Here is a 12,333-nt window from a genome sequence, read left to right as displayed (position 1 = left end):
TGGGCTTCTAAGCACACTATAATTACTGGCATGAAGAAGTCCCGCATCAGCATTGCCCAAGTCTTGGGTGAGCTGTTTTTAACAGCCGGTGTTGTGCTGTTGCTTTTTGCGTTTTATGAAGCGTTTTGGACGAATGTGGAATCTGGGAAGCTGCAGGATCAGGCGCAGCAGGAGCTGGATGAGCAGTGGAAGAATCCACGGCAGAATCTGACGCCGGAGTTGGGTGAGGCTTTTGCCCGGATGTACATTCCGGCGTTTGGTCCGGATTTTGAGTTCGCGATTATTGAGGGCACGGATGAAAATGATCTGCTGCGCGGCCCGGGCCATTATGAGGACACGCAGATGCCAGGTGAGGTGGGCAATTTCGGGGTCGCCGGGCACCGGGTGGGCAAGGGCGCGCCTTTTAATGATTTGGGGGCGTTGGAAACCTGTGATGCCATCGTGGTGGAGACTGCCACGAATTGGGTAACCTACCGCGTGTTGCCGATTGATGGGCATCCGGCGGATTGTTTGAGCACGGAACAGCAGGCAAAACTGGCCGGGGAGTATTCCGGGGTGCAGGGTCGGCACATTACGGTCCCAGGTGATGTTGGGGTGCTCGCCGCAGTGCCTTCGCTTGCCGATGCCCCCGCGACCGAAGGAATCATCACCCTGACCACGTGCCACCCGCAGTTCTCGAATGCGGAGCGCATGATTGTGCACGCGATGGAGGTAGAAAACCTCCCGAAATCTAACAGCGATGGTTCCGGCCAGCGCCCGTCAGCACTGGAAGAAACGGCTTAGGAACAGGATATGTATAAAGCACTGTGGAATCTGTTGCCCGGGCCAACGCCGGTGAAGTTGCTGTTGGCGCTCGCGATTGCGGTGGGCGTGTTCTTCCTTCTCATGGAAGTTGTCTTCCCGCAGGTCTCGCTGCTGATGCCTTATAACGACGTCGCCGTATAGCCCCGGCGCCATACAACGCCGCAGGTGTGACCGCGTAGCGGAACACCTGCGACCTAGAGCCCGAGGTTGGCAATCACCTGATGCGCGAGCGTTTCAGCCTTCACAGATTGTTCTTGGTTGCTCCACACCACGACCGCGGTGGAGTCTTTGCCCACGGCATACACACTGCCCGCTCCGGTGGGGCTGTCTGTGACAGGTCCGCGTCCACCGGACCAGTCGCCGGCGTCGGTGGAGAATTCGGCGGGCGAGGTGGAATCGATAGGCGCTGCGAAATCCACGACCTGCATGGCCTCGTCGAAACTGCCCATGTTGCGCACCATCACTACCGCCTGAGGCTCATCCGGGTAGGAGTAGAACACACACGCTGGGGTGTCAAAGCTATGGTCAACGCCCTGATCTGTCATGCGCTGGCCATTGGTATCTGCCACGAACTGGGTATCCAGATAAGGGCATGCCTCATTTGTGCCGCGCTCCACATGGGGGACGGTATCCACGGGGACGGCGCTTGCGACTACGGATTCTGAAGCTGAGCCGTCGGCGGACGTGGACGTGGTGGAGACATCGGCAAGCTCCTCTTGCTCTGGCTGCGGCGTGCAAGCTGTGAGAATTCCCGCGGCAACTACCAGGGATATTGCGCGGGGAAGTAGGCTCAAAGACATGAGCAATAGTCTAGATCAGCGCGAGCTAGAATCCTTAGAATCTTCCGAGGGCGCCGATGTCATGCGCAATGGCATCCACATCCTCACCGCGACTATTTTGGTGGTCGCGATTTTGATGTCGGTGCGCATGAGCCTCACCGCTGCGGCTTTTAACCTCGTGTTTCTGTCGGTGTTTGCCGCCCTGTATTTTGTGGGCAGTTTCTACATGGACCGCATGAGTTACGTGCTGAAACTGGTGTGGCTTACGGCGCTGACGGTGGTGTGGATTGTTGACATTCTGGTCGCGCCCGCCGGTATCTACCTGCTCTTTGTGTTGTTCTTTTTCTACCTGCGCGTGCTGGGAATGGTGTGGGGCGTTATCGCCGTTATCTTCGGCACAGCGGTCTCCGTGGGAATTCAGTTCCCACAGGGACTGACCTTTGGTGGCGTCATGGGTCCGGTGGTCTCCGCACTGGTGACGGTGGCGATTTTCTACGCTTTTGACCGTCTGCACGCCATCAATATGGAGCGCGCGGCGCTGATTCGGGAGCTGATGGAAACCCGCCAGCAGCTAGCAGAGACTGAACGTGCTGCGGGTGTTGCGGGGGAACGTCAGCGTATTGCCCATGAAATCCATGACACGCTCGCGCAAGGGCTGTCTTCTATTCAGATGCTGTTGCACGCGGCGAATCGGGACCTGGATCCCAATGGTGGCGCCGGCAATGTGGACAAAGCGCGGGAACGCATTGACTTGGCGCGGCACACGGCGGCGGATAATTTGCAGGAGGCGCGCGCGATGATTGCGGCGTTGCAACCTGTCGCGCTGTCACAGACCTCGCTGGTGGGCGCCCTGGAGCGCATGTCAGAAGGTTTCGCCGCCGCCGGCGAGCTAGATATTGAGGTGGAGTCTGACGGCACGGTGCATCAGCTGCCGATGAAACTTGAAGCCGTCTTGCTACGTATCGCCCAAGGGGCCGTGGGCAATGTGGCAAAGCACGCGAATGCCACACGAGCGCGAATCACCGTGACCTATGAAGACAAAGGTGTCCGCGTGGACGTAGTGGATAACGGCGATGGTTTCGATCTCGCGGCCGTGCAATCCCGCCCGGCGGGTTTGGGGCATATCGGCTTGGCGGCAATGAAGCGCCGTGCGGAAGAAGTCGGTGGGGAAGTAGTTATTGAATCGACCCCAGGACACGGAACCGCAGTCAGCGTTAGTGTACCCTTAACAACTAGTGCACATTAAACTTTTGGTGGACTACACGTAGCAAAAAGGAGTGATGAAGTGATTCGCGTCTTGCTAGCTGATGACCACGAAATCGTTCGTCTTGGACTTCGCGCGATTTTGGAAGAAGCCCAGGATATTGAGGTGGTCGGCGAGGTTGCCACAGCAGAAGCTGCTATTTCTACAGCCCAAGCAGGCGGAATTGACGTCATCTTGATGGACCTGCGCTTTGGTGCCGGTATTGAGGGAACTCGTGTCATGGGTGGCGCTGAAGCCACGAAACGGATCCGTCAGGCGATGGATAATCCGCCGAAGGTTCTTGTGGTGACCAACTATGACACCGACGCCGATATTCTCGGCGCCATCGAAGCTGGTGCTGTGGGCTACCTGCTCAAGGACGCCCCGCCGTTAGAGCTAACCAACGCGGTGCGTTCCGCAGCCGAAGGTGATTCCGCATTGTCCTCCATGGTCGCCGACCGTTTGATGACGCGCGTGCGCACCCCGCGCTCTTCCCTCACCCCGCGTGAGCTGGAAGTGCTGCAGCTGGTAGCGGGCGGTTCCTCCAACCGCGAAATCGGCCAGGAGCTCATGCTATCCGAGGCGACCGTAAAGTCACACCTGGTCCACATTTATGACAAGCTCGGCGTGCGTTCTCGCACCTCAGCCGTCGCTGCCGCCCGTGAACAGGGTGTTTTGTAGCGGTTAACGCTCCAAAACACGCATTGCGGCACACCCTGATAAAACGGCAAACACGCAAAGCACACCCTGATAAAACGGCAAACACGCAAAGCACACCCCGGTAGAACGAAAACCCCGGTAGAACGACAGGTGCGCGGATGTTGCTAAAAGAAATGACCTTGGAGAGTGATTCTCACAAGGTCATTTTTCGTTTTCGCTAAATCTAGCTTCGTGTTCTCCGGCTAAATTTGGTCTAACGCAAATTTAGCCTTTGGTGATGCGGTCCTGGATTTCCTGGGTGACCAGATCGATGTCGCGGTTGATGGAACCGTGGGCGCGGCGGCGCTGCTGCGGGGTCATCAGCTCGGCGTTGTCTACTGCGGCGTCGAGGTCATCGAGGCGTTCTTTGATGTCGCGCTTGAAACCGGCAGGCAGCGAAGAGTTCTCATCGACGGTGTTGCGGATGCCCTGGGTGCGAGCCTTGATGGATGCGCCGTGGCCCGAGAAGGACGCGAGCTGGTCGGTGGTGACACCGGCCTTCTTAGCGCGGCGCTCTTCCAGCTGCTGACGGCCGGTGACAATCGCGCGGTAGACCAAAGGCAGAAGCAATGGTGCTGCGGTGCGCGCGGCACCGGCGTAGCGCTTGACGTTGTCGGTGTTAAAGCGGCCGGCACGCAACTTCTCCAGTTCGTTCTTCGCCACCTTGAGCTCGTGCTTGCGGCGCTGCTTCAAGCCCTTCTCTTCTGACTTGATCAGCTGTTTCTCCTGCTTCGACAGCAGCTTCTGCTGACGCTTGCGTGCCTTATCGGCGGACTTGACCTCGGCTTTTGCCTTGGTTTTTGCAGCCTTGAACTCAGCCTTTGCGGCGCGGCGTGACTTGCGGAATTTCTTCAAAATGCTCATCGATTAGATCCGTTCATTTCTTTTGTTCATCAAGTGCAGTAAATACTGTATTCAACATTACCTTGATGACTGCGTTATGCTCATCAGAGTGGAAAATCAGGTGCGTGCGTCAGATCTTGTGGGCTGCCGGTATAGGCTCGTCCAGCGCCACACCCACCCTGAAGTGCCACGCACCGAAGCAGCTCAGGCGCGCGCTGACCGTTATGACGCCGCCCGCAGCGCGGTATGGGAGAACTTTCCTCGTAAATCCGACTCGCGCAGGATACCTTTCCGCCGCATTGATCTTGGCCCTATCCCGGCGGAAGACCCGTGGCTGCGCTCTTTAGAAACCCTCGAAGCCCTCGCTACCGGTGCCACGCATATCACTGGCGCAGTGTTCGCGAATGAGAAATGGCTGGTGGGGGTGGATATGTTGGTGCGGGAGGGGGCATCGGCAAGCAATGGCTCCTATACACCGGTGATGGTGTCCACCCACCGCGTGGCGCGCAAACATGACAAGGCGAAGACTCTCGGCGTGCCCACCCACCGCCTGGGGCTGAGTGAGCCGCTGGAGCTGGGCTATAAGCCGCGGCACCACGTGCTGGACGGCTACCACTTGGCGATGGCTGCGCGGGCGCTGGACGATCTCGGCCTGAATTCTGGACGCGGCGTGCTAATTGGCCAGGATAGAAACCTCGCGTTTTATACCGATACCGCAACCTACCAGCCGGCTTTGGACGCGGCGCTGGACGCCGTGGAACTGGAGAACCTGCCCACCCAGCCGCGGCGGGTGAAAGAGTGCGCGAGCTGCCGCTTTTGGCCTTTGTGCAAACCTGAGCTGGAAGCCATGGATGAAATTAGCCTGTTTCTGCCCGGTGACCGCGCGCGGCCTTATCGCGAACGCGGCATTGAGACAGTTCAAGGGCTTATCGATGCCTCCTTGGGCACCCCTTCGCAGTTGGCCGCCGCGTGGCGCGATGGGACGGTGCTGCTCGCACACGGCGATATCACAGTGCCGCGCGCTGACGTGGAAATTGATGTGGACATGGAAGCCTACATGGACCAAGGCGCTTACCTGTGGGGCGCGTGGATGGACGGCACCTACTACGACTTTGTCACCTGGGAAATGCTGGGCTCCAAGGCAGAGGCGCGAAACTTCGCCGAATTCTGGACCTGGCTGATGGAACAACGCGATAACGCCCATGCGGCGGGCAAGACTTTTGCTGCCTACTGCTACTCCGCGCACGGAGAAAATCACTGGATGCGCATGTCCGCGCAGCGTTTCCACGCGCACACCCCTGGCGTGCCGTCGGTGGAAGAAGTTGATGCGTTTATTAACTCCGGAGAATGGGTGGACATGTTCGCCCACGTCAAAGCCAACTTTGTGGGACCCTTCGGGCTGAGCTTGAAAACTGTTGCGCCACAAGCAGGCTTTCATTGGGAACAAGGCGATTTCGATGGTGAGGAGTCTGTCAACGCGCGCCGGGTTGCCATCGGCACGGATGCGGCGGCGCTGACAGCGCGGGAGATGCTGTTAACTTATAACGCCGATGACGTGCAGGCCACCTTGGCCGTGCGCGAGTGGATGAGTGATAACGCACCGAATACACCGCGGCTAAGCGCCTAGATGCCTAGGTATTTAGGCAGCTAGGCGCTTGGGAATTTAGGCGGCGACGGCAGCTGCTTCGGCGGCTTGGCGGGTGGTGGTCTTGTGCAGCCACAGCCCGATAACCAGCACGGCGACCGTGAAGCATGAGATGTAGCCGATGAACCCGGCCCAGTTGGTGGCCTCAAAGACCAGCCCGGAGATAGCACCGATGATGGAGGAGCCAGCGTAGTAGCAAAACAGGTACATGCTGGATGCTTCGGCGCGGTCTTTGTGGGCTGCTTGCCCAACCCAGCCGGATGCCGTGGAGTGCGCGGCGAAGAAGCCAGCGGTGAAGATAAACATGCCCGCGAGCAGTACCGGCAGGGGGCCAAGCGTCATGATGACACCGAGTGCGTAGAGCACAATAGAACCGATGAAGGTTCTGCCGTGACCGTAGCGGTTGATAATGGTACCAACACGCGCCGAAGACCAGGTGCCGGCGAGATACATCAAAAACACCAGGCCAGCCAGGGTGACCGGGAGGCCGAAGCGGTCGATGAGGCGGAACGTGATGAAGTTATACATGGACACGAACGCGCCCATGCCCAACAAAGCGAAGACAAACAGCAAGCCGGTCTGCGGATTTCGCCAGTGATTGACCATCGCGCGAATCTCGGATTTAAAGCGCAGCTGCTTAGGCTGGAAGTTGCGCTGCTTAGGCAGCAGAATAATAAACAGCACCGCGAAGAAGCTGGAGACCACCGCTGCACCCAGCAGCGCGCCGCGCCAGCCGGTAAATTCCAAAAGACCGGTAGGGATAAGACGCCCGGTCAACCCGCCGAGGGTGTTGCCGGCGATATACAAGCCCATCGCGCGCGGGAGCACATCTTCATCGAGCTCCTCGGACAGCCAGGCCATGGCCACGGCCGGTGCGCCAGCAAGCACCGCGCCTTGCAGTGCGCGAATAGCGATAATTGCCAGGACATTGTCACCCACCAGCGGCACCATGAACGCCAAGATAGTAGCCAACACAGCGGAGATAACCAGAAGTCGACCGCGGCCGAAACGTTCCGACAAGATAGACAGCGGCACCACGCACAAAGCCAACGCGCCGGTCGCGGCAGACACGGTCAACGCGGCCTCAGTCGGGGTGAATCCGAGCTCGTCCACGAAAGTCGGCAACATTGCCTGCGTGGAGTAAAGGCCGGAGAAGATAGCCAAGCCCACAAACAGCATGGCCACCATGGCGCGGGTATTTCTTTGCATGTACCCATAGTCCCCCACCGCGTTGTATGAGTAAAATGCATTTTAGTGCCTATTTTGATGAGCATCACGCATAAGGCGTCGAGCAGGGAGAATCCCATGAATTTTCATGACATCGAAGGTTTCTTAGCCGTGGTGCGCGCCGTGGAGGAGGGCGCCAGTCTTTCTGAAGCCGCCGATGAGCTCTATGTTTCGCAGTCCGCGTTGACCAGGCGGCTGCAGGGGCTGGAGAAGGAGCTCGGCACCACGTTGTTTGAACGCCAGGGCCGCAGGTTGGTGCTCAACACCCGCGGCCGTGCGTTTTTGCCGCATGCGAAGAAGATGATTGAGGCGCGCACCCAAGGAATTGAGCATGTCACGCGCCTGATGGATCCGGAGCGCGGCCAGGTGCGCCTGGATTTCATGCATTCTTTGGGCACGTGGATGGTGCCGGATTTGCTGCGTGCTTACCGTCAGGAGCATCCGCATGTGCAGTTCGTGCTGCATCAGGGTGCGGCGCAGCATCTGGTGGACCGGGTGCGCGATGGCTTGAGCGATATCGGGCTGGTTGGTCCCAAGCCTTATGAATTGCAGGTGCCGGGGCATGTTGGGCTGAGTTGGCATCAGCTGGAGTTGCAGCGGCTGGCCATAGCGGTGCCGGAGGGGCATTGGGCATCGGATAGAACAAGCATTGCTATGCATGAGCTTGCCGATGAACCCTTTATCGGCATGCTGCCCGGCTACGGCACGCGCATGCTGTTGGATTCTTTGGCTGCCGAGGCCGGTTTCGTACCCCGCTTTGTCTTTGAGTCGATGGAGCTGACCACGGTATCTGGCCTGGTCACCGCTGGTTTGGGTTGTGCGCTTTTGCCGTTGGATGATCCGTATTTGAATGCCACGAATCTGATTCCTTTGGAGCCGGTGCGCTACCGTGAGCTGGGCTTAGTGTGGCGCGATGGCGATGACGCCCCGCCGGTCACACAGTTTCGAGAGTTTGTGAAAGCTAGCCAAGCTCCGGGATAAAGAGGTCTTCAATGGCGCAATCGAATTGCGCGGCAAGCTGGAACGCCAGCGGCAGCGATGGGTCGTAGCGGCCTTTTTCAATACTGATGATGGTCTGGCGGGAGACGCCGAGGGCATCGGCAAGCTTTTGCTGCGAGAGACCGTGCTGCTCACGCAGGGTTTTCAAGTTATTGTCCATAGTCTTAGCGGGTCCGGCTTATGAATCGCGGCGCTTGTTAAGGAGGTAGCTGCCTGCAAACGCGGCCAGGATAAACACGTAGCTGGCAATGGCGAAAGCGCCCAGCGAGAGCTTCACATCTGTAAAGACACTGGCCACGCCCAGCGCGCCGATGGCGAACAAGATGATGTGGAAGGTGGTCTGCGCTGCATTGTCATACCAGGTGGACTCAATGGACTCCTCCGGGTTGGGGGTCGCGCCCACGATGGTGTCACGGTCCACCATGAATGCCCACGTTCCTGCCGATGCCACAGGGAACAAACACAGCGTGAAGACGCCGAGGTACAACGCCGTGGATTCTTCCGGCCGGACAATAGCCCAGAAAATCGATGCCGCCGCAAAAGCGACCGCCAAACCCGTCACGATGGAACCGGCAATGAGTGCCGCCGGTGAACCACCAAACTTTGAGCGCCCGAAACGAGAGCGCGGCTTCGGCTGCTCCACATTATTTGCTGCGCTGTGTGCTGCTGTGGTGTTCATGAGAATTACTCCTCGTGGAAGTGGTGTGCGTGTGAACTAACCTCAGCATATGTAAAGCACCCTTTACGTGTCAAGTCTGCTTTACAGGTTTGGTTGCGCAAATACGCGTTTGGTTTAGGTGTGCAGAATTCCTGCCAGCGCTAATAGCTCAGAATCTTCCAAAGTCAGCGAGCCCAAATGAACCGCCGCTGGTTGGAAGCGGCCCGGTACTGGCCACGGCAAAGAAATAGCGCAGGTGCCCGCGATATTAAACAGCGATGTCCACGGCACCCACTTGGCTTGGGCTGCGAAGTTCTCTGCCGGCGGCAGGGATGAGAATGCCCCAATCTTTGGCGGATCGGATGCGATGGTGGGGTTGAGGATAACGTCCGCGCCCCAGTGCTCAGCGAGCTTGCCTTTGAGCGCACGTGCATATGATTCAGACTCTGCGACCTGCTCTTGCGTGACAGCCAAGCCCTTCTCACGCAGCCACGCGGCGATGTAGTCATAGTGCTTTAGCTCCGCCAGGCGGTAGGAAAACAGATTGGTGAAGTGCCCGAAAGTAGTCTCGGCTTCTGGCCAGCCGCCGACTTCGATGACGTCGTGGCCGGCATCGGAAAGCTGTTGCGCCGCCTCTGCCACTGCGGTGAGATACTCCTGCTGCACCTGCGTGTCTGCGATAATCGGGGTGGTTAGCACGCCGATGCGCAACTTGCGCTCCAGCCGCGGCTCGATCTGGTGCAGCAATGCCTGGTCTGCGACCGATGTGGTGAGATAACCATGCACGGCGAGCGTGTCTGCGGACGGCTTATAACCCACAATCCCGCAGGCCGCCGCCGGAATGCGGATCGAACCGCCACCATCTGAACCGTGTGCCGCGCGCACGAGCCCACGGGCCACCATCGCCGCCGCGCCACCGGAAGAACCACCCGGCGTGTGGCCTGGCCAAATGGGATTGTCTACCGCCGGCAAGTCACGTGGCTCGGCATCTACGGTGAGCCCGAGCTCCGAAGACACCGATTTGCCCGGAATCCGTGCGCCGCGTGCCTGATACGCAGCAATGAAAGGATCGGTCTCCGTCGCCATGCGCGTGCGCGCCTTAGAACCAAACGTGGTGGGCATGCCTTCTACGTCATAGAGATCTTTGGCCGGGATAATCCACCCCGAAAGATCGCCTTCCGCCACGGGTTCGCATTCTAAATCAATATGAGAAAAGCCGTGCTGCTCGGCAGTTAGGCCTTCCAGCGCATTTGCGAGGTCTGAGATTGATTCCGTCATGCGCCCCATCATAGAGCCAGCACAGGGCGAGCTGATCGGATCAGAGTGTGGCAGTTATGTCATTCAACTACTTTATGGGCAGGTGGGCGAGCTACTTGTACTTCTATGGCCCTAGGGCTTATGTCCAATTCTGTTCTTGTTATCGAGCCGTCTACTTCAATATCAACGACAACTGAGCTGATTAGGCCGCTGTTCTCAGTGAGGTGTACTTCGACGTAATCACTTGATTCTAACGCCGTTAAATCCCCGCTGAGCTCGAAACTTCCTCCCTCAGCGAGCTGCGAACGTGCCACGAAGGCTATTGCCCGGTTGCTGGAAATGCGTCGAAAGCTCTTGGCCTCTTTTGCCCAAAGCAGCGGTGCAATTGGTGTGCTGGCCAGCCCTGCCTTTTCGAGCAGCAGGAAGGCTCCATCATCGGTTCCGACATATAAATCGTTCTTAACCAGGTAGGAGATGGGGTATTGCGCGCTCACTCCATCCGAGGCTTGCGTTCCCGTAATGATGGCGGAGCCATTCCGAATGCTAATTTCAGCTTTGAAGTGAGCAACGAGTGAACCCTGTGTACCGGCACTAGTTACCCGGGATATGACATCTAAGAAGTTGGTTTCAAAAGTATTAGCTAGGACCTGTCGATAGTGCTGTTTCATAGCGCCCATCATAGAAGCCAAAACCCCTGCCGGCGCTCCCGAATGAGGAATTGCCGGCAGGGGCGTGGTTGCTCTCGCGCACTAAAGTCTGCGCTAAGAACTAATAACTACTTGGATGCAGCTGCGAAAAGCTCTGCTACGTCATCCCAGTTGAAGACGCTCCAGACTGCCTTTACGTAGTCAGCCTTAACGTTCTTGTACTGCAGGTAGAAAGCGTGCTCCCACATATCGAGCAAAAGCAGTGGGGTGAAGTCTACGGAGACGTTGCCCTGCTGATCGGTCAGCTGCTGAATGATCAGGCGACCTGCGATGTGGTCATAACCCAGTACTGCCCAGCCGGAGCCCTGCAGGCCAAGTGCTGCAGCGGAGAAGTGAGCCTTGAACTTGTCGAAGGAACCGAAGTCGCGGTTGATAGCCTCTGCCAGCTCACCGGTTGGCTCGCCGCCACCGTTTGGAGAAAGGTTCTTCCAGAATACGGAGTGGTTGGTGTGGCCACCCAAGTTGAACGCGAGGTTCTTGGACAGTGCGCGAACCTTGTCTGGGTTTGCGTCGCCTTCGCGCTCTGCTTCGAGTGCTTCAAGAGCAGCGTTTGCGCCAGCTACGTAGGTTGCGTGGTGCTTGGAGTGGTGGAGCTCCATGATCTCAGCGGAGATGTGTGGCTCCAGTGCGTCGTATGCATAGTCGAGTTCTGGTAGTTCGTAAACAGCCATGAGTGTGTTCCTTTCGTTGGGTACGCATCCCATGATAAGCCGATTCATTCTTTTGGCAACGGTAGTGTGACTGAATGCTGTTAACTAGCTGGTAGTGGAATTTTTTGGCGGTGGTGTAGGTTGAGTAAAAACAGAAAGGAGACGATTTCGATGTCGTTCTTATTTGCTCCGACTCCTCAACTTGTTTCTAAAGAAGATGCCTTGCCAGGCCGCTCAGAACCTATTTTGAACCCCCGTCCGCACGCGGTCTTGGGCACTCCAATTACCGGTCCGTGGAAGGAAGGCCAACGCTCACTATTGGTGGCGTTGGGCTGTTTCTGGGGACATGAAAAAATGTATTGGGAAACCGAAGGCGTGGAATCCACCTCCGTGGGCTACGCCGGCGGCACCACCCCGAACCCAACCTATTTTGAGGTCTGCCGTGGCCAAACCAATCACGCTGAGGTTGTAGAAATTACCTACGATCCAGAAAAGATCAGCCTCAAGGAACTAGTGGTCATGGCGCTCGAAGCGCATGACCCAACCCAGGGATTTAGGCAAGGCAATGACGTGGGCACCCAATACCGCTCCGCGTTCTACCCACGCACCCAGGAAGAGCTGGAGCTTATCCAGGAACTGGTGGATAGCTACGACAAGAAGCTGGCTGAAAACGGCTTCGGCGCCATGACCACTGAGGTCAAGCTGCCCAGTGACACTGATTCTGGTGAGTACTACCTGGCTGAAGATGAGCACCAGCAGTACCTGTACAAGGTGCCTAATGGCTACTGCCCGCACCACTCCACCGGAGTGAAGTGCGACTAG

Annotated in this window: 15 protein-coding genes; 7 read left to right on the top strand and 8 right to left on the bottom strand. The window is 57.8% G+C overall.

Going from position 1 to position 12,333, the window contains the following annotated elements:
* Positions 1-30 precede the first annotated feature (30 nt).
* Positions 31-783, top strand: a complete 753-nt coding sequence (locus CCASEI_RS13465) for a class E sortase (RefSeq protein ID WP_006822486.1) — start codon at positions 31-33, stop codon at positions 781-783.
* Positions 784-792: 9 nt separating this feature from the next.
* Complete coding sequence (locus CCASEI_RS15255) at positions 793-945, top strand: hypothetical protein (protein ID WP_006822487.1); 153 nt, start codon at positions 793-795, stop codon at positions 943-945.
* 53 nt (positions 946-998) lie between these two features.
* Here CCASEI_RS15255 and CCASEI_RS13455 read toward each other — a convergent pair whose 3' ends face one another.
* A complete protein-coding gene (locus CCASEI_RS13455) occupies positions 999-1,604 on the bottom strand; it encodes a DUF2020 domain-containing protein (protein WP_025388278.1) in 606 nt (201 codons plus the stop codon).
* On the opposite strand from CCASEI_RS13455, the gene CCASEI_RS13450 reads away from it, so the two are divergent.
* Positions 1,603-2,829, top strand: coding sequence for a sensor histidine kinase (locus CCASEI_RS13450; RefSeq protein WP_025388277.1), 1,227 nt, complete (start codon positions 1,603-1,605; stop codon positions 2,827-2,829). The two genes, CCASEI_RS13455 and CCASEI_RS13450, sit on opposite strands and share 2 nt — an antisense overlap.
* 39 nt (positions 2,830-2,868) lie before the next feature.
* Positions 2,869-3,507, top strand: a complete 639-nt coding sequence (locus CCASEI_RS13445; RefSeq protein WP_025388276.1) for a response regulator — start codon at positions 2,869-2,871, stop codon at positions 3,505-3,507.
* 243 nt (positions 3,508-3,750) lie between these two features.
* Here CCASEI_RS13445 and CCASEI_RS13440 read toward each other — a convergent pair whose 3' ends face one another.
* Complete coding sequence (locus CCASEI_RS13440; protein WP_006822491.1) at positions 3,751-4,389, bottom strand: DUF6474 family protein; 639 nt, start codon at positions 4,387-4,389, stop codon at positions 3,751-3,753.
* Between the two features lie 76 nt (positions 4,390-4,465).
* Between CCASEI_RS13440 and CCASEI_RS13435 the strand changes: the two genes are divergently transcribed.
* Positions 4,466-5,995: a TM0106 family RecB-like putative nuclease gene (locus CCASEI_RS13435; protein WP_006822492.1), complete on the top strand. Its 1,530-nt coding sequence runs from the start codon at positions 4,466-4,468 to the stop codon at positions 5,993-5,995.
* A gap of 36 nt (positions 5,996-6,031) precedes the next feature.
* Here CCASEI_RS13435 and CCASEI_RS13430 read toward each other — a convergent pair whose 3' ends face one another.
* Positions 6,032-7,222, bottom strand: a complete 1,191-nt coding sequence (locus CCASEI_RS13430; RefSeq protein WP_025388274.1) for an MFS transporter — start codon at positions 7,220-7,222, stop codon at positions 6,032-6,034.
* A gap of 96 nt (positions 7,223-7,318) precedes the next feature.
* Between CCASEI_RS13430 and CCASEI_RS13425 the strand changes: the two genes are divergently transcribed.
* The gene (locus tag CCASEI_RS13425) at positions 7,319-8,221 is read left to right on the top strand and encodes a LysR family transcriptional regulator (RefSeq protein WP_006822494.1); all 903 of its coding nucleotides are present in this window, start codon (positions 7,319-7,321) and stop codon (positions 8,219-8,221) included.
* On the opposite strand, the gene CCASEI_RS13420 is transcribed toward CCASEI_RS13425, so the two are convergent.
* The 5 genes from CCASEI_RS13420 to CCASEI_RS13400 form a co-directional block, all read right to left on the bottom strand.
* A complete protein-coding gene (locus CCASEI_RS13420; RefSeq protein ID WP_006822495.1) occupies positions 8,202-8,399 on the bottom strand; it encodes a helix-turn-helix transcriptional regulator in 198 nt (65 codons plus the stop codon). The genes CCASEI_RS13425 and CCASEI_RS13420 overlap by 20 nt on opposite strands.
* An 18-nt stretch (positions 8,400-8,417) precedes the next feature.
* Entirely contained in the window at positions 8,418-8,918 is a 501-nt protein-coding gene (locus CCASEI_RS13415) for a hypothetical protein (protein ID WP_025388273.1), read from the bottom strand.
* 114 nt (positions 8,919-9,032) lie between these two features.
* On the bottom strand, positions 9,033-10,175 hold the full coding sequence (locus CCASEI_RS13410; RefSeq protein WP_025388272.1) for an amidase: 1,143 nt from the start codon (positions 10,173-10,175) through the stop codon (positions 9,033-9,035).
* Positions 10,176-10,234: 59 nt separating this feature from the next.
* Positions 10,235-10,822 (bottom strand): hypothetical protein, encoded by a 588-nt coding sequence (locus CCASEI_RS13405; protein ID WP_006822498.1) that lies wholly within the window; start codon positions 10,820-10,822, stop codon positions 10,235-10,237.
* Positions 10,823-10,929: 107 nt separating this feature from the next.
* Positions 10,930-11,532: a superoxide dismutase gene (locus CCASEI_RS13400; RefSeq protein WP_006822499.1), complete on the bottom strand. Its 603-nt coding sequence runs from the start codon at positions 11,530-11,532 to the stop codon at positions 10,930-10,932.
* 150 nt (positions 11,533-11,682) lie between these two features.
* On the opposite strand from CCASEI_RS13400, the gene msrA reads away from it, so the two are divergent.
* Positions 11,683-12,333, top strand: a complete 651-nt coding sequence (gene msrA, locus CCASEI_RS13395; protein WP_025388270.1) for a peptide-methionine (S)-S-oxide reductase MsrA — start codon at positions 11,683-11,685, stop codon at positions 12,331-12,333.

The sequence above is a fragment of the Corynebacterium casei LMG S-19264 genome, from assembly GCF_000550785.1.
Taxonomy (GTDB): Bacteria; Actinomycetota; Actinomycetes; order Mycobacteriales; family Mycobacteriaceae; genus Corynebacterium; species Corynebacterium casei.
Note: the sequence above shows the minus strand (reverse complement) of the source record. Positions and strands in the feature narration are given on the sequence as shown.